This is a genomic window from Roseovarius halophilus (ex Wu et al. 2025) (assembly GCF_047086965.1).
The window spans coordinates 44,628-61,591 of sequence record NZ_JBKOTX010000006.1; the positions used below are offsets into that span (position 1 = coordinate 44,628).

The 16,964-nt window shown below is 63.9% G+C and carries 16 protein-coding genes and 2 pseudogenes; 6 read left to right on the top strand and 12 right to left on the bottom strand.

What is annotated here, in order from left to right:
- Positions 1–136: 136 nt before the first annotated feature.
- A complete protein-coding gene (locus tag ACH107_RS02165; RefSeq protein WP_412504460.1) occupies positions 137–1,009 on the top strand; it encodes a MurR/RpiR family transcriptional regulator in 873 nt (290 codons plus the stop codon).
- On the opposite strand, the gene ACH107_RS02170 is transcribed toward ACH107_RS02165, so the two are convergent.
- On the bottom strand, positions 1,006–1,425 hold the full coding sequence (locus ACH107_RS02170; RefSeq protein ID WP_412504461.1) for a universal stress protein: 420 nt from the start codon (positions 1,423–1,425) through the stop codon (positions 1,006–1,008). The two genes, ACH107_RS02165 and ACH107_RS02170, sit on opposite strands and share 4 nt — an antisense overlap.
- Positions 1,426–1,665: 240 nt before the next feature.
- Between ACH107_RS02170 and ACH107_RS02175 the strand changes: the two genes are divergently transcribed.
- The gene (locus ACH107_RS02175) at positions 1,666–3,363 is read left to right on the top strand and encodes a BCCT family transporter (RefSeq protein ID WP_412504462.1); all 1,698 of its coding nucleotides are present in this window, start codon (positions 1,666–1,668) and stop codon (positions 3,361–3,363) included.
- Between the two features lie 44 nt (positions 3,364–3,407).
- Here the strand turns inward: ACH107_RS02175 and polA are convergent, their stop codons facing one another.
- Positions 3,408–6,212, bottom strand: a complete 2,805-nt coding sequence (gene polA / locus ACH107_RS02180) for a DNA polymerase I (RefSeq protein WP_412504463.1) — start codon at positions 6,210–6,212, stop codon at positions 3,408–3,410.
- 217 nt (positions 6,213–6,429) lie between these two features.
- Entirely contained in the window at positions 6,430–6,609 is a 180-nt protein-coding gene (locus tag ACH107_RS02185) for a zinc-finger domain-containing protein (RefSeq protein WP_412504464.1), read from the bottom strand.
- A 74-nt stretch (positions 6,610–6,683) separates the two neighbouring features.
- Between ACH107_RS02185 and ACH107_RS02190 the strand changes: the two genes are divergently transcribed.
- Positions 6,684–7,625, top strand: a complete 942-nt coding sequence (locus tag ACH107_RS02190) for an ABC transporter ATP-binding protein (protein WP_412504465.1) — start codon at positions 6,684–6,686, stop codon at positions 7,623–7,625.
- A gap of 15 nt (positions 7,626–7,640) precedes the next feature.
- Here ACH107_RS02190 and ACH107_RS02195 read toward each other — a convergent pair whose 3' ends face one another.
- The 3 genes from ACH107_RS02195 to ACH107_RS02205 form a co-directional block, all read right to left on the bottom strand.
- Positions 7,641–8,423: an ion transporter gene (locus ACH107_RS02195; RefSeq protein ID WP_412504466.1), complete on the bottom strand. Its 783-nt coding sequence runs from the start codon at positions 8,421–8,423 to the stop codon at positions 7,641–7,643.
- Between the two features lie 76 nt (positions 8,424–8,499).
- The gene (locus ACH107_RS02200) at positions 8,500–8,883 is read right to left on the bottom strand and encodes an HIT domain-containing protein (protein ID WP_412504467.1); all 384 of its coding nucleotides are present in this window, start codon (positions 8,881–8,883) and stop codon (positions 8,500–8,502) included.
- 8 nt (positions 8,884–8,891) lie between these two features.
- Positions 8,892–10,469 carry a DUF5928 domain-containing protein gene (locus ACH107_RS02205; protein ID WP_412504468.1) on the bottom strand — a complete coding sequence of 526 codons (1,578 nt, stop codon included), beginning with the start codon at positions 10,467–10,469 and terminating at the stop codon, positions 8,892–8,894.
- Positions 10,470–10,619: 150 nt separating this feature from the next.
- Between ACH107_RS02205 and ACH107_RS02210 the strand changes: the two genes are divergently transcribed.
- On the top strand, positions 10,620–11,438 hold the full coding sequence (locus tag ACH107_RS02210) for a sulfotransferase family protein (protein ID WP_412504469.1): 819 nt from the start codon (positions 10,620–10,622) through the stop codon (positions 11,436–11,438).
- 353 nt (positions 11,439–11,791) lie between these two features.
- On the opposite strand, the gene ACH107_RS02215 is transcribed toward ACH107_RS02210, so the two are convergent.
- Both ACH107_RS02215 and nth read right to left on the bottom strand, forming a co-directional pair.
- A complete protein-coding gene (locus ACH107_RS02215; RefSeq protein ID WP_412504470.1) occupies positions 11,792–12,778 on the bottom strand; it encodes an adenosine kinase in 987 nt (328 codons plus the stop codon).
- Positions 12,775–13,419, bottom strand: coding sequence for an endonuclease III (gene nth, locus ACH107_RS02220; protein WP_412504471.1), 645 nt, complete (start codon positions 13,417–13,419; stop codon positions 12,775–12,777). Before nth ends, ACH107_RS02215 begins: the two co-directional genes overlap by 4 nt.
- A 101-nt stretch (positions 13,420–13,520) precedes the next feature.
- On the opposite strand from nth, the gene ACH107_RS02225 reads away from it, so the two are divergent.
- Together ACH107_RS02225 and ACH107_RS02230 are read left to right on the top strand one after the other, a co-directional pair.
- Positions 13,521–14,357, top strand: coding sequence for a methylated-DNA--[protein]-cysteine S-methyltransferase (locus ACH107_RS02225; RefSeq protein WP_412504472.1), 837 nt, complete (start codon positions 13,521–13,523; stop codon positions 14,355–14,357).
- A 128-nt stretch (positions 14,358–14,485) separates the two neighbouring features.
- Positions 14,486–15,151 (top strand): OmpA family protein, encoded by a 666-nt coding sequence (locus tag ACH107_RS02230; protein ID WP_412504473.1) that lies wholly within the window; start codon positions 14,486–14,488, stop codon positions 15,149–15,151.
- A 27-nt stretch (positions 15,152–15,178) separates the two neighbouring features.
- Here the strand turns inward: ACH107_RS02230 and ACH107_RS02235 are convergent.
- The 4 genes and pseudogenes from ACH107_RS02235 to ACH107_RS02250 all read right to left on the bottom strand — a co-directional run.
- Positions 15,179–15,935: pseudogene (locus ACH107_RS02235) on the bottom strand (hypothetical protein); the annotation flags it as partial.
- Positions 15,936–16,052, bottom strand: a pseudogene (locus ACH107_RS02240) (IS5/IS1182 family transposase); the annotation flags it as partial.
- Positions 16,053–16,054: 2 nt separating this feature from the next.
- The gene (locus ACH107_RS02245; protein ID WP_412504488.1) at positions 16,055–16,411 is read right to left on the bottom strand and encodes a hypothetical protein; all 357 of its coding nucleotides are present in this window, start codon (positions 16,409–16,411) and stop codon (positions 16,055–16,057) included.
- 50 nt (positions 16,412–16,461) lie between these two features.
- The gene (locus tag ACH107_RS02250; protein ID WP_412504474.1) at positions 16,462–16,584 is read right to left on the bottom strand and encodes a hypothetical protein; all 123 of its coding nucleotides are present in this window, start codon (positions 16,582–16,584) and stop codon (positions 16,462–16,464) included.
- Between the last annotated feature and the right edge of the window lie 380 nt (positions 16,585–16,964).

Consider the following 16,964-nt stretch of genomic DNA (forward strand, 5'->3'; position numbering starts at 1 on the left):
CCCCCGGTAGCTGTAAAAAAGTTTCCACAGTCGAAATTTTATGTCAATATGTTTTCAGCCAGCATTGGGCGCCGGAGCAGCGTACCGCCTGTTTTCCGTGCGCCATGCATCACGGAGGCAACGAGGCGACGCACCAGTGACACAATCGCACACCACCGTGCGCGAATTGATCCGCGAGCATTACACGACGCTCACGCAGTCGGAGCGGAAGTTCGCCCAATCGCTGCTGGACAACTATCCCGCGGCGGGACTGGCTTCGATCACCGTGGTCGCAGCCAATGCCGGTGTCTCGACACCCACGGTCGCGCGGATGGTGCAAAAGCTGGGGTTCAAGGGCTATCCGCAATTCCATCAGGCGCTTCTGGGCGAACTGGAAGCCAAGGTTTCGGGCCCCACGCAGCGGCGGGCCAACTGGGCCTCGGAGGCACCGGAGACGCATCACCTCAACCGGTTCGCCGGCGCGGTGACACAGAACATCGAGCAAACATTCTCGAACATCGATACGGCGCGTTTCGACGCCGCCGCGACGCAGCTTGCCGACACGCGGCACCGGCTGTACGTCGTCGGCGGGCGGATCACGCGGGCCCTGGCCGATTACGCCTTCACCCATTTTCAGGCGGTGCGCGAACGCGTCACGCACATGACGGCCTCATCGGCGACATGGCCGCATTACGTGCTGGACATGGAACCCGGCGACACCCTGCTGATGTTCGACATCCGGCGGTACGAAAACAACCTGCTGAGACTGGCCGAGATCGCCAAGGAACGCGACGTGCGCGTTCTGCTGATCACCGATCAATGGATCAGCCCGGTGGCGGACGTGGCCGACCACACGTTCTCCTGCTGGGTCGAGATCCCCTCGGCTTGGGATTCTAACGTAGCGACGATGATGCTGCTCGAGGCCCTCATCGCCGCCGTACAGGAAGAAAGCTGGCCGCGCACGCGCGACCGGTACGAAAAGCTGGACGAACTTTTCAACGCGACGCGGCTTTTCAACAAGTCCGGTTAATCCGATGACCGCACCACGTAGACCGAGCATTCGGCATGGGTCACGACATGGCTGGCCGTGGTGCCCAGAAGATAATCCTGCACCTTGGGGTTGGCGGCCTCCATCACGATGAGATCCACCTTGCGCTCGTCCGCCAGCTTGACGATCTGGCGGTGCACCGCCCCCTTGCGGACGAGCGTTTCCACCTCGACACCCTCGGCCGGGTGGGCCGCGATGAACTTCTTTAGCTCGTCACCCCAGTACAGTTCCGAGTCGTAGATGTTCATGTTGCGCTCGATCTCGGGCGCGACGGTCGCCACGATCAGTTTCGCGCCCCGGCGCTGCGCCATCTCGACGGCTTCTTGGTAGGCATTGTATTCGATCCGCGCGTGGCGCAGGTTGACGGGGCAAAGGATAAGGTTGGTTTCGCGCGGCATGGCGGGCACTTTCGGAATCGCGGCATGGAGGCCTCCCTTATCCGATTCGCATCGGCACCGGCGGCCAATAGCGCCGCATGCGCCGCCATGAGCGACACGATCCTCCGGGTACCGCACGCCGGGGGTCAACGCGGCCTCGCGCGTGCGGAATGCGGGGTTTGATCTAGCGCGGCCCTGTCCGTAGGTGTGGGGCCGACCGTCACGTCCTGCTGGGGGGCCGAGAATGGAAACGGTGACCGCATGATGCCATGGCCCGGAAATCTGACCGACCGGCTGGGGGATGTCGGTACGGTATTTCGCGTCTCCTTCGTGATCGTGGTCGTCTTCCTGCTCGCCGCCGCGATCGCCCCGGCAAGGGTCGAGACGGCTGCGCAGGCCCTGCTGCACGCGACCGCGACCAATGTCGGCTGGATGTACCTGCTGGTCACGACCGGGTTCGTCGGGTTCGTGCTGTTTCTGGGGTTGTCAAAGACCGGGCAAATCCGGCTCGGGCCGCCGGACGAGGCGCCGGAATTCTCGTATCCCAGTTGGCTGGCGATGATCTTTTCGAGCGGCATGGGCGTGGGGTTGGTGTTCTGGGGCGTGGCCGAACCCATGATGCATTTCAACAATCCGCCCCTCGGCACCGGCCTTCCGCGAACGGCCATGGCCGCGCAGACGGGCATGCGCTACGCCTTCTTTCACTGGGGCCTGCATCAATGGGCCAATTTCGCGCTCATCGGGCTGGCGATCGCCTATGTCCGCTTCCGCCACCAGAGCCACGGCTTGATCAGCGAAACCTTTCGCCCTCTTCTCGGCGATCGTGTGGATTCCGGCTGGGGAAAAGCGATCGACATCCTGACCGTGATTTCCACGGTTTTCGGCGTGGCCACGACACTCGGGCTGGGGGCATTGCAGATCAACAGTGGCCTCGCCCGGCTGACCGGGCTGCCCTACGGGTTCGCGCCGCAACTTGCCATCGTGGCCGTCGTCGGCGGGTTGTTCATGATGTCGGCGATGACGCCGCTTGATCGCGGCGTGCGCCTGCTGAGCACCGCGAACATGGCACTGGCGGCGGCGCTGCTGGCCGTCGTGCTGTTTTTCGGGCCGACGTCGTTCATCTTCGGCCTGATGACGCAGACGCTGGGCGAATACCTTGGCAACCTGCTGCAGATGAGCCTTGTCACCTCGCCCTATTCCGACGGCCAGTGGGTGGAACAATGGACACTGTTCTACTGGGCCTGGGGGCTGAGCTGGGCACCCTTCGTCGGCAGCTTCATCGCCCGGATATCGCGCGGGCGGACGGTGCGCGAATTCGTCCTCGGCGTGATGATCGTGCCGGTGGGGCTGTCCATGCTGTGGTTTGCCACGTTCGGCGGCAGCGCCCTGCACTTCGAGATATTCGCCAATGCCGGGATCGCCGACGCGGTCGAGAAAGAGGTGCCGGCGGGGCTGTACGCCATGCTTGACCAGCTTCCCGGTGGCGGGATCCTGACGGTCGCGGCGATCGTGCTGGTCTGCATGTTCCTTGTCACGTCGGCCGATTCGGCGACTTTCGTACTGGGGATGTTCACCTCCAAGGGTGTGCTTGATCCGACGCGGGCGGTGCGCGTGCTGTGGGGGTGCCTGCAATTGCTGATGGTGGTGGTTCTGCTGCTGACCGGGGGTCTCGAAAGCCTGCGGACCGTGTCGATCATCGCGGCCTTTCCCTTCATGCTCGTGATGATCCTGATCGCGGTCTCGCTGCACCGCGACCTTGCGCAGGAAATTGCCCGGCAGGCCGAGAAGGCCCGGCTCCTTGAACAGCGGGTCGAGCGGCTGCTGCTGCGCAGCGCCGAGCGGGAAGCGGCCCAGAAGGCGGAAGACGAAACACACCCCACGGCACCCGAAGCGCCCGCGGCACGACCCGACAACCCCGACGACCCGGACGCGGGAGACGGCCCGCCCGCCGCGCGGTGACAGACGCGCCCCGGCCGGCGGGTTTCAGCTACCCGCGCGCGGGGTCAGTGCGCCTCGGCCCAGTTCGCGCCCTGCCCGACATCGACCACCAGCGGCACATCAAGATGGACGGCCGGGCGCGCGGCAGCTTCCATGACCGCGCGGGCGGCGCCCACGAGCCTGTCTTCCGCGCCGGTCTCGACCTCGAAGATCAGTTCGTCATGTACCTGAAGCAGCATCTTCGCGGGCTGCCCCTCGATGGCGGCGGGCATCCGGATCATGGCGCGGCGGATGATGTCGGCCGCCGTGCCCTGGATCGGCGCGTTGATCGCCGCGCGGCGTGCGAAACCGGCGCGCGGCCCCTTGGCCGAGATCTCGGGCGTGTGGATGCGGCGCCCGAACAGCGTCCGGACGTGTCCGTGCGCCTTGGCGAAGGCCACGGTGTCCTCCATGTAAGCCTTGATCCCGGGGAAACGCTCGAAATAGCGGTCGATGAACCCCTGCGCCTCGGAACGCGGGATGCGCAGGTTGCGCGCGAGGCCGAAGCCCGAGATACCGTAGATCACGCCGAAATTGATCGCCTTGGCCTGACGGCGGATTTCCGGTGTCATGTCATCCACCGGCACGTCGAACATCTCCGAGGCCGTCATGGCGTGAATGTCCTGACCGTCGCGAAACGCCTGCTTCATGGCCGGCAGGTCAGCCACGTGCGCAAGGATCCGCAGCTCGATCTGGCTGTAGTCGAGGCTGACCAGCCGGTGCCCCTGCTCGGCGACGAACGCCTCGCGGATGCGGCGGCCTTCCTCGGTGCGCACGGGAATGTTCTGCAGGTTCGGGTCGGTCGAGGCCAGCCGCCCGGTATTGGCACCCGTCTGCACGTAGGAGGTATGCACGCGGCCCGTCCCGGGGTCGATATGCTCCTGCAGCGCATCCGTGTAGGTGGACTTGAGCTTGGACATGGCCCGCCAGTCCAGCACCCGGGCGGGCAAGTCGTGTTCGGTGGCCAGATCCTCGAGAACGTCGGCACCGGTGGCGTAGGCGCCGGTCTTGCCCTTCTTGCCGCCTTCGTACCCCAGGTCGTCGAACAGCACCTCGCCAAGCTGTTTCGGGCTGCCGACGTTGAACTCGCGCCCGGCAAGCGTGTGGATCTCTTCCTCGAGCTCCGCCATCTTCTGCGCGAACTTGCCGGACATGGCGTTCAGCGTGCCGCGATCCACCTTGATGCCGTTGCGCTCCATCCGGGCCAGCACGGGCACGAGCGGCCTCTCCAGCGTCTCGTATACGGTCGTCACGCGGTTCACGTGAAGCTGCGGCTTGAACGTGTGCCACAGCCGCAGGGTGATGTCGGCATCCTCGGCGGCGTATTTCACCGCCTCGTCGATCGGCACCCTGTCAAAGGTGATGGCCGACTTGCCCGTGCCCAGCAGCGTCTTGATCGGGACCGGCGTATGCGACAGGTAGCGTTCGCTGAGCGTGTCCATCGCGTGCCCGTGTATGCCCGAATTCAACGCGTAGGACATCAGCATCGTGTCGTCGATCGGCGCCACACGCAGCCCGTAGCCGGCAAGGATCTTGGCGTCGTATTTCATGTTCTGCCCGATCTTGAGAACGGCATCGTCCTCGAGCACCGGTTTCAGCGCCGCCAGAACATCGTCCAGCGGCAATTGCCCGTCTGCCAGGTCTTCCGCCCCGAACAGGCCGCCCGCATCGGCATCTCGGTGCCCCACGGGGATGTAACACGCAAAGCCCGGCTCGACCGACAGGCAGACCCCCACCAGCGCCGCCTGCATCTCGTTGAGCGATGTCGTCTCGGTGTCCAGCGCCACGTACCCGCGCGCGTTGATCCGGTCGATCCAGCGACGCAGGCCTGACATGTCGCTGACGCGTTCATACTGCGCCGGGTCGATGGCCGGCCAGTCGGGCGCGCTTTCCGCGCGGGGGTCGGCACCGGCGGGGTTGCTGTCGGGGATGACGGGCGGCTCCACGCCCAGCGTGTCGGCAATGCGTTTGGACAGGGTCCGGAACTCCATCTCGGTCAGGAAAGCCAGCAGTGTTTCCGGATCGGGATCCTTTACCTCGAGATCGTCGAGCGTGAAATCCAGCGGCGTCTCGCAATCAAGCTGCACCAGCTTCCTGGACATTTCGATCTGCGCCCGCTTGTCTGTCAATGTCTCGCGGCGCTTGGGCTGCTTGATGTCCCCGGCGCGGTCGAGCAACTCGTCCAGGGAGCCGTATTCGTTGATGAGCAGCGCGGCCGTCTTGATCCCGATGCCGGGCGCGCCCGGCACGTTGTCCACGCTGTCGCCCGCCAGCGCCTGCACGTCGACCACGCGGTCCGGGCGCACGCCGAACTTCTCCTCCACGCCCTCGGCGTCGATCCGGCGGTTCTTCATGGCATCGAACATCTCGACCCCGTCGCCGACCAGCTGCATCAGGTCCTTGTCCGAGGAGATGATGGTGACCCGCCCGCCGGCCTCCCGCGCCCGGCAGGCGAGGGTGGCGATGATGTCATCGGCCTCGTAGCCCTCGGTCTCCTTGCAGGCGATGTTGAACGCCTCGGTCGCACGGCGCGTCAGCGGTATCTGCGGGCGCAATTCCTCGGGCATCTCCTCGCGGTTGGCCTTGTACTCGGCGTACAGGTCGTTGCGGAAGGTATGGCTGCCCTTGTCGAAGATCACCGCCACGTGCGTGGGCGCGTCCGGCCCCGCGTGATCGTCGATGTAGCGTTGCAGCATGTTGCAGAAGCCCGAGACCGCCCCGACGGGCATGCCGTCGGATTTCCGCGTGAGCGGCGGAAGCGCGTGGTAGGCCCGGAAAATGAAAGCGGACCCGTCGATCAGGTGCAGGTGGCACCCCTTGCCGAATGTCATGAATGATCTCCCGAAATGGCCGGCGCTACGTGGTAGTCATGCCATGCCGCGCCGGCCGGGACCAGTGGCCAAACGCACGCGGTAAAGGTCCGTCCACCGCTGTTGAGGCCCGTTCGGGCATGACGGGCCGGCAGGGGGCGCTGCCCCCGTCGCCCTTGCGGGCGACTCCCCCGGGGTATTTCGGCCGAGAAGAAACGGCGCGTGGGCGCCCGGCGGATCAGACCTTGTCCTTGAAGTCACGGTGGACAAGCTTGGCGTCGCAGTAGGGGCACTCGACAAAGCCCGTCTCGCGCGGGATCGAGAGCCAGACACGCGGATGGCCCAGGGCACCTTCGCCGCCGTCGCACGCCACGCGATAGCTGTCCACGATCCTGGTTTCGGGAGCTTCGGTAACCATCGGGCGTTTCCTTTTGCCAGCAATTCCTCTAGGTCCGAATATGTTCGATCACAAGGCAGGGGGCAAGAGCAGCCATGGCCGGAAATGCCATCGAGATCCGCGGTTTGACGAAAACCTATCGTGGCCGCAGGGGCGAACCGGAAAAGCACGCCCTCACAGGCATCGACCTGGACATTCCCGCCGGCTCGGTTTTCGGGCTGCTGGGGCCGAACGGCGCGGGCAAGTCGACCTTGATCAACATACTGGCGGGACTTGTGGTCAAGACGTCGGGCCGGGTCACGATCTGGGGCTTCGACCAGGACGTTAACCCGCGGCAGTCCCGCGCGGCCATCGGCGTGATGCCACAGGAGCTGAATCTTGACCCGTTCTTCACGCCCCGCGGCGCGCTGGACGTGCAGGCGGGGCTGTACGGTGTTCCCAAGGCCCGGCGCAGGAGCGACGAAATATTGCGTCTGGTGGGGCTGGAGGACAAGGCGGAAGCCTATGCCCGCACCCTGAGCGGCGGCATGCGCCGGCGCCTGCTGCTGGGCAAGGCGCTGGTGCATCACCCGCATGTGCTGGTGCTGGATGAACCCACGGCAGGCGTGGATATCGAACTGCGCCAGATGCTGTGGGACAACGTGCGCAAGCTCAATGCCGAGGGCATGACGATCATCCTGACCACGCATTACCTGGAAGAGGCCGAGGAGATGTGCGACGAAATCGCCATCATCAACCTTGGCGAGATGGTGGCGCGCGACAGCACGCAGAACCTGCTGGGGCGGCTGGACGGCAAGACCATGGTCATCCATCCCGACGCCCCGCCGCACCAGCTGCCCGAGGCGCCCGGGCTGGAGGTGGAGCAGCGCGGCGACGGATCGCTGGCTATCACCTATCACGCGTCGCAGACGCCCGCCGAGGCCGTGCTGGAAGCGGTGCGTGGCGCCGGTATCGGTATCCGTGACGTGAAGACGGAGCAGGCCGATCTGCAGGACGTGTTCCTTGACCTCACGCGCGGGCACGCGCGCCAGGACTAGCAGAACCAGGACGCGCTAGGACTTGTCGCCCCTGTCGTCGAGACGCGCCTCGATCCGGGCGAGCCGGCCGAGCACCTCGTCACGGTAGGTATCGGTTTTTTCCACGTCCTCGAGATGGTGGGCATCCTGCATGGAATTCACGATCAGGCCCACAACGAGGTTCACAACGGCGAAGGTCGTGACGAGGATGAAAGGTACGAAGAACGCCCAGGCCAACGGGTAGACCTCCATCACCGGGCGCACGATGCCCATCGACCACGACTCGAGCGTCATGACCTGGAAAAGCGAGTAGGCCGAGCGCCCCAGTGTGCCGAACCATTCCGGAAAGGTCGCGCCGAACAGCTTGGTCGCCATGACGGAGCCGATGTAGAAGATGATTCCCATCAACAGGAAGACCGACCCCATGCCGGGTAGCGCGCTCATCAGCCCCTCGACGACACGGCGCAACGAGGGCGTGACCGACAGGACGCGCAACAGGCGCAGGATGCGCAACGCCCTGAGCACCGACAACCCCTGTGCGGCCGGCACAAGCGATATGCCGACGATGCCGAAATCGAAGATGTTCCATCCGCTGCGGAAGAAGGGCAACCCACGCGCCGCCAGTTTCGCGCCGATTTCGGCCACGAATATCGCCAGGCAGACCTTGTCGAGCGTCAAGATGAGCCAACCCGCGGCCGCCATCGCGTGACGGGATGTCTCGAGCCCCAGGATCACGGCGTTGAAGAGGATCACGCCCAGTATGAAATTCTGCACGCCGGGGCGGTCGATGAGCGCGCCCAGCCGTCCGCGAAATGTCATTTGATCCGAGTCCGGTTGTCTGTCGCGTCCGGATAATGGCGCCGGGGCGCGTTGCTGACAAGCACGGCAACCGCCATCACGCGCCCTTCTCCAGCATCCGCCCCATCGGCCGGCCGCCGAGAATATGGAGGTGGTAATGCGGCACTTCCTGCACGCCGTTCTCGCCCGCGTTGGAAATCGCCCGGAACCCGGCGCCGCCCTTGCCAAGGCTCACGCCGGTTATCCGGCACACCTCGGCCGTGACGCGCATGAAATCGACGATCTCGCGTTCGCTTGCCTCGGCGGCGAAATGATCATGGCTGACATAGGCGCCCTTGGGAATCACGAGCACGTGCACGGGCGCCTGCGGCTGGATGTCGTTGAAGGCCAGCGTGTGCTCGGTTTCCAGAACCGTTTCGTTGGGGATCTCCCCGCGCAGGATCCTCGCGAAAATGTTCTGGTCGTCGTAGGCGTATGTCATGGCGGTCCTCAATCGGCGTAGAGGTGGGTGGTATCCGCGATTTCATGCGCTATTTCCGGCGAAACATCAAGGAAGCGTGCAACGCGGCGCTCCTGTTGCTCGCGCGGGTCGGACTCCCGCACGATCAGGTGGTTCTCGAACTCCTCGTCGCGGATGCGATCACATTCGAAGGTGATGTCGCCGCGAATCGTCGGCAGAAGCCGTTCCAGCGTTTCGGGCGGGGTCTGTTCCCCGGCAAGGCCGACGCGCATCGCGTGCCCGATCAGGTAATCGTCGGAAAAGTCGCACTGGATTTCCAGTATCCGGGTGACCGCGCGATCGTGGCAGAAATCCTGCAGCAGCTCGAGGTTGCCGGGATCCATGCAGACGATCAGCCGGTCGGTCTCGTAATAGTCGAAAAGCATCCGCATCAATGCGCGCCGGTGGCGCGTGCGTTTTTCCAGCGTGGCCTGGATCCCCCCGAGATCCGGCAACGCGGTGCTTTCCTCGTTGAACAGGTATTCGATCGTCGGCACGGGCGTTGCCTGCCTGATCCGCTCCAGCAAGCGCTTGGCGACGTGCCATTTCTTGCAAACGACGATCAGCAGTTCGCGTTCGCGCCCGAGCGAGCTTTCCTTTTCCCAGAAGCGGTTGGCGAAACGCCGCCCGATGCGCCCGCGCCCGGTGAGAAACTTGAACAGGCTCCGGCCCTCGTTCGAGATCTTGAAACGCGCGTCCTCGGCCACGTAGAGTTCACCGAGCCGGTGCTTGAGATCCCATGCCTCCGGGCTGATCTTGCGGGCGAAAAGGTAATCCTGACTCAGCAGCAGATCGTAATGATCGTTGTAGAACGTCACGGGCATCCCGTAATCCGTGAACATCAGGAAGGTCAGCGTCCGCGTGCGGATTTCCTTTTCGGGCACGAGGTGGCGCACCAGCGTCTGGAAAAACGTTTCGTCCGGGATCCATGTCGTGCGGAAGAACCGCATCACGTCGGGGCGTTGCCGCGTGAAATCGAGGATCCACTCGATCGTGCGGCGACGCAGGCACCACCATTGACTGCCGATCTGAACCTGGATGTCATGCGGGATGGCACGCGTCAGCCCGAGTTTGCGCTGAAACTTGTAGGCGGCATAGAAACGCCGCGGCTGCGTCCGCTCGTTGAAGAAATGGCGGTAGATCAGCCGGTCCTCCTTCATGCCGGTCTTGATCCAGTCGCTGTCGAAATAGTCGAAACTCTCGATGTAGTCCACGTCCTGCTGGTCGAGAAACTCGTGCGCGTAAGCGGCCGACTTGATCGCGGCGCAATCGCCGGACAGCATGTAGAAATGGGTCGCGCGGGGAAACGCGTCGGCCGCCGCCTGAACAGCGTGGAGCGTGGCCTGCACCAGCGACCATTCACCCCAGCCACACTTCACGCGCCGACGCGCGAAAGTGACGTTGGGATTGTCCGCCAGCGCCGTGCGGATCTCGTGGTACGCCACGGGATCGGCACGCGCATCGAAATGGATTGCCATGTAATCCCCGGCCGCTGTCAGCATATTGGCCTGCTTGATGATCGCGTCCGGATCCTTGTGGCACAGCAGTATGAACGCGATTTTCGCCATCACTCAAACGGTTTGAACTGCCCTCCCGTGGGTCGGATACAGTGATAGTCGTGAACGCACGTTGAATAAACAGGCTTTCTTTGCTTTTTTCGTCGGGCTACACAATAAACGCCCCCGGCAGAGCGGGCATCAAAGCGCGGAGGCGGCAGCATGGGGTTTCCCGGTACCTGGATGACCGAAAGCGAGAGCGTGGTATACCGCGTCGTGCCCAAATGCGCCTGCTCGACCATCGGGCAAATCATGTATTACTCGGATCACGGGGAATTCTTCGACGGCGACATTCACGACGCCACGCAAGGGCTGCACAAATGGGCGCGTGAGGACAGTCAGAAGCTGATCAACGCCAATGTCAAGACGCACACCTCCTACGCCTTCACCTGCGTGCGCAATCCATACACCCGCATCCTGTCGAGCTTTTTCGACAAGATTTGTGGCATCCAGCGCAACGGCAAGCGCTATCGCGGCAAATTGGTGCCAATGCTCATCCAGAAATACGGCGTCGAGGTCGGCGGCGAAGACGGAAAAAAGGAGTTCGACCAGGTCAAGAGCTTCCGCCGTTTCCTGCTGTTTGCGCGCGACACGATCCGCTGGAAACGCCCAATGGACCCGGATATCCACTGGTCTGCCATGTCGGGCCATGTCTCGACCTTCATCGGCAATGGCGGCACCTACGACAAGATATTCTGGACCGAGAAGTTCAATGACGGCATGGGAGATGTCCTCCAGGCCATCCAGACGCCGCATACAGTGGATCTCGCGACCATCCCCCGATTCAACGAGTCCGAAGGGCACGGCCCCAAGCGCGCCTACCCGGTCGAGGACTATTTCGACGACCTGTCAATGCACCTCGTCAAGGAGATCTACCACCGCGATTTCGAGCTTTTCAAATACGACTTCGACGACCCATCGAACAAGATGCCGGTGGGCGAGATCGACCTCGACGAAGTGCACGCCAAGCTGGGTGAGTGAGGACCGTCCCGATACGCTAAAGGCGCACGGGGCGCGCGATGAAAGACCACGTGCCCCACGACCAGCGTCCGCCCAAGGGGCGCTGCCCCTCTTGGCCTGCGGCCAATTCACCCCGGGGTATTTTGCCCGAGAAGAAACGCGTAACGCCATGTTAACCACGGTGTGATGACACTGGAGGCGCGGTACAGGCTGGGGAGCCGATGACCACCCGAGGAGAAGCCGCGCCCGGGCCGGTCCGCATCGGCGACGGGCCGACCGACGCCGGTTCCGGGCGCGCACCCTTGACTTCTTCTCGGGTCAAATACCCGATCTCGCTGCGGGTCCGGGTGCCTGCATCGGCAGATTCCGAGCGATCACACAAGACCCTCGGCGCGGAACATCGCGGTCACGTCGGCCTCGGGGCGGGCGCCGAAATGGCCTATGACCTCGGCGGCGGCGATGCATCCCATCTGCCCGGCAACCGCCAAGGGTTTCCCGGTGGCAATACCGTAGAGGAACCCGGCGGCGAACTGGTCACCCGCGCCCGTGGCATCGACCGGGCGAACCTCGCGGACCGGTACGGAGACGCTGTTATCGCCTTCGACCAGTACCACGTCGTGGCCGGAGCGGGTGCAGACGACCAACCCGCTGTCAGCGGCGGCCTGTTCCAGCGCGGCCCCCAAATCCTCGGTTTCGTAGAGGGATTTCCATTCGTGTTCGTTGCCGATCACGTAATCCAGTTCGCAAACCAGGTTCCGAAAATCGGCCCTGTGTCGATCGACGCAGAACGGGTCGCTGAGCGCGATTCCGGCCTTGCCGCCGCCGGCCCGGCAATCGCGGGCCGCCTCGAGAAAGGCCGCCTTGCCTTTCGGCTTGTCGTAAAGGTAGCCCTCGAGGAAAAGCAGATCGGCCTGACCGGCAACCGTATCCGGCACATCCTCGGGGCCCAGTTCGGTCGAGATGCCGAGATACGTGTTCATTGACCGCTCGCCATCGGGCGACACGAAGATCATCGAGCGCGAGGTTGGCAGTTCGCCGTCGCGAACCGGCGCGTTGACGAAATGGCACCCCACATCGGCCATCGCGGCCGCGTAGAACCTGCCGAGGTCGTCGTCACGCACCCGGCCGATGAATCCCGTCTCAAGACCGAGGGCCGCCAGGCCGGCGGTCGTGTTGGCGACCGACCCGCCCGGCATCCGCGCCCGCGTTTCCATCCCGTCGTAAAGGAATTCGGCGCGATCCTGTTCGACCAGTTGCATGACACCCTTGTCGATGCCCATGCGCGACAGGAATCCGTCGTCACATTGGCTGATCACGTCCACGACTGCATTGCCGATCCCGACGGCTTGATATTTCTTCATGGGGTCTTGTCCTCGAATTCACAGAGATCACGGATGAGGCAGGTGCCGCATAACGGCTTGCGCGCCTTGCAGGTGTAGCGGCCATGCAGGATGAGCCAGTGATGCGCGTGCTGCTGGAAATCCACCGGGACGTTATCCTCGATGGCGCGTTCCACCGCGTCCACGTCCTTGCCGGGGCAGATGCCGCTGCGATTGCCAAGCCTGAAGATATGCGTATCCACGGCCTGCGCCGGGTAATGCCACCACATGTTGAGCACGACGTTCGCCGTCTTGCGACCCACGCCCGGCAGCGATTGCAGCGCCGCGCGCGAATTGGGCACGTGGCCGCCGTAATCGTCGACAAGGATGCGGCTGAGCTTCATCACGTTCCTGGCCTTGTTGCGATAGAGCCCGATCGTCTTGATGTGTTCGATCAACCCTTCCTCGCCCAGCGCCAGCATTTTCTCGGGCGTGTCGGCGACCCGGAACAGATCGCGCGTCGCCTTGTTCACGCCGGCGTCGGTGGCCTGCGCGCTCAGCGCCACCGCCACGACGAGCGTATAGGCGTTCACATGGTCCAGCTCCCCCTTGGGATCGGGGTCGGCTTCCCGGAAGCGGGTAAAGATCTCGCGTATCCTGTGGTAATCGAGCTGTCGTGCCATGCCGTTTCTAATGCCCGCAATTCGCCGGATGCGCAACATTCGGGTCGTCGCCGGCGGCGCGGCGTTTTAGGGTGCAGGCATCGCATCGAATGAGCCGCTGCATGAACACCGCCCCGGAACACAGTTATCACTACCACGTCATCCGCCGCGCGATCGACGTGATCGACGCGCAGGGCGGAAACCTGCGTCTTGATGATCTGGCCAGCGAAATGCGCATGAGCCCGACGCATTTCCAGCGGGTTTTCTCGCAATGGGCAGGTATTTCGCCCAAGCGGTACCAGCAATATCTCGCGCTGGACCACGCCAAGGCGCTGCTCGCACAGCGCTTCACGACGCTCGGTACGGCGCATGAGCTGGGGCTGTCGGGCTCGGGCCGGCTGCATGACCTTTTCCTGCGTTGGGACGCGATGAGCCCGGGCGCCTTCGCCCGCCGGGGCGACGGGCTGTGCCTGCGATGGGGACGGTTCGACAGCCCGTTCGGCCCGGTGATCGCCATGGGCACGGACAAGGGCCTCTGCGCAATGGGATTCACCGACGAGCTCGGCGATGAGACGACACTGGAGGACCTGAAGGCGCGGTGGCCACGCGCAACCTTTTCCGAGGACCCGTCGGAAATAGCGCCCTGGGTGCGGTCCGCGTTCGGGACAGGCCTTGAGACGCCGGTTCACCTGATCGGGGCACCGTTCCAGATCAAGGTCTGGGAAGCACTGCTGCACATCCCGTCGGGCCGGGTGACCACCTACGCCGAACTTGCCCGGGCAATCGGTGCGCCGCGCGCGGTGCGCGCGGTGGGCACCGCCGTGGGCCGCAACCCGGTCAGCTTTCTCATCCCCTGTCACCGCGCACTGCGCAAGTCCGGCGGGCTGGGCGGGTATCACTGGGGCTTGCCCGTCAAGCGCGCAATCCTCGCCTGGGAAAGCGCCCGGACAGAAGACTGACCGCGCGGCACCCTGCGCGGAATACCGCCGTTTCCGGGCCGGAATCACCTTGGGGCCGTGGCTGTTATTGCATATCATCACAAGCGATCCCGACGTGATCGGGCGCCAAGAAACCAGAGGCATTGCACATGACACGAGCACGTAAACCCCTTCTCATCCTGTCCGGCTGTTCGCTGCTGATGGCGTCGGCATGTACCGATCCGGCGGTTGTTGGCGGCAATGACCCCAACAAGAACGCCAAACAGGGCGCGCTGCTGGGGGGCCTGCTCGGCGCGGGTCTCGGGGCAATCGTCAGCGACGACAAGGCCAAGGGCGCCGCGATCGGCGGCGTTGTCGGCGCCGCGGGCGGGGCCGCGTACGGAAGCGCATTGGACAAGCAGGAGGCGGAACTACGCCGCAACCTCGATAATGACGAGGTGCGGATCACGAACACGGGCGACCGCCTGATCGTCACCATGCCTCAAGACATCCTATTCGACACCGACAGCGCGGTTGTCAACGCCGGGCTGCGTGGTGACCTGAGTACGGTCGCGGACAGCCTCCAGAGCTATCCGGACACCATGGTGCAGGTGGTTGGGCATACCGACAATACCGGGGATGCGGCTTACAACCAGCGTCTGTCCGAACGGCGTGCGAACTCGGTCGCGGATGTCCTGATGAACGGGGGGGTTCCCTTCGGGCGCATCCGGACCTTCGGGCGCGGCGAAGATCAGCCTGTCGCATCGAACCTGACCGAACAGGGCCGCGCGCAAAACCGCAGGGTCGAGATCGTGATCCTCCCCACAAGCACGTGATCTTTCAAGGGCGTATCGCGCGGTCACGGCCATTATCATTGTGAACTGTGCGCGGCCCCCGGCGAGGCCGCGGTGAGCGGTCTGGGCCATGCCGCCCACGGTCTCGGTCCAGCCGAAGGTGAGGTGGATCAGAAAACGGCGCGGCCGGGCGGGAAAGGCGTCAGTGGCGCGTTTCCCGGCCAGGCGGGGATCGTTTTCCCGACGCAAGTCGATCTTCTTGCGGTGTCGCTGGGACAGAGGGTAGCCGGGATGGTGCGTGGTTGGTCCGTCGATGGCGGAATGCCGAGACCTTTTTCGCGATGTGCGGGGTCACGGCCATGCCTCTCAGTTTCTTGAGGAGGTCGGCACTGTCATACCCCTTGTCTGCCGCCAGCGTCAGGCGCCGGGTCGAGCCCGGCGTGGACCTCGAACCCGTGGCGGCCCGCGCCTCATTCCATCAGCAGGGCTCCGCCCGTTCAGGGCAGAATTGATCCCCCGGATCAAGTCCGAGACGCCCTTCACTCCGTGAAGCACAGCATCGCCGCGCCGGGCGTCTTCTTGTAGGGGCGGGCATCCCGATCCGTGACCGAAGCGTGCTTGCCATTGTCACTCGGACCGATGGCGTTCCAATGCCAATCGTTCGAGCGCTTCGTGCCGCGGAAGTTCTCTTCGGCGTTGCGGGTCTGGCGGGCTTTGTCGGACATCGGCCGTGTCTGCTGGGGGGCTGGTCGGTGTCTGCGACGGTCTCCTGTATTGGCGCCGGTGGCGGTGGACCGCCGGGGTCGGGATCGTGATCGGGTGGCGCATCAATCGCTCGCTTCAAGATCTGCCGGATCCTGCGAAGCGGGTGACCCGCCGGGACCCGTTCCTCAAGGTCCACATAGCTGAAAAGCGGCCCGCTCGCCTCGTCCGTCCCGCGCATCATCACCCCAATCTGACCTGAAAAAGGGTGGAACATGGTCTCAAATTCCTGTCTGTACCAATTCCCATCATTTCCATGCAGGTCGTAACATGCAACCGCCCGGCGGTGACCCCCTCCTGCCGCAACAAGCCCGTCATCATTCGACTGGCCGCGAACGGATAATCCATGTGCAGCTCGTCGATCCGGTGCATCAGCTTGCGGGCCGCGTCGCTGACAGGGCGCGGCGCGTGGTACGGGCTGCCACGGCTGATCCCCAGAGATTCGGCTTGGCGTCTCAGGCTCAGCTTTTGGGGGCGATCTGTTATTTCTTTGCGCTCGGCAGGAGGCCGGGCTTGGCGAGCGCTGCTTCCAAGGATCATTTTCCAGCGTCAGCCGGCCGATCTTCGTCTGCAGGGATTTGACATCGATCTCAGCGATCTTCGACCCCCCTCGGCGTGCCATCGAAGACATCCGAAACACCGTCCGGAAGTTGATCCTCCCACGGCTTGGTCTGGCCGGGATGCAGGTCAAACTGCGTCGCCGGCTCGCTCATCGTTCTGTCGCCCGTCAACGCCGCCAACGCCACTTCCGCCTTGACGGCAGGACTGTGGTTCCTTCGTGGTTACCTTCGCTCCTTCGTCCCGGCAATGCCGCGGGGTTGGGAGCGCAAAAGCCACATAACTTTCCTGTTCAGATTTCCCGAGCCACCTTGCGGGTCCGACACATACGCCAACAACGCAGGACAAAAGACTGGCCCCGGCGGCCAGCCAAGGGCCATACCGTTGTCCTCTCTCGACGATGATTTCTGGTTGGCGGTCAAGCCAGAAGTTCAGCCTTCCGATCCTTCACGCATGATCAGAGCTGTTTCTACTGGACGATATCTATCAGCGATCCTTGGTAAATCATTCGTCACGGCTTCGCTGAATTTCTATT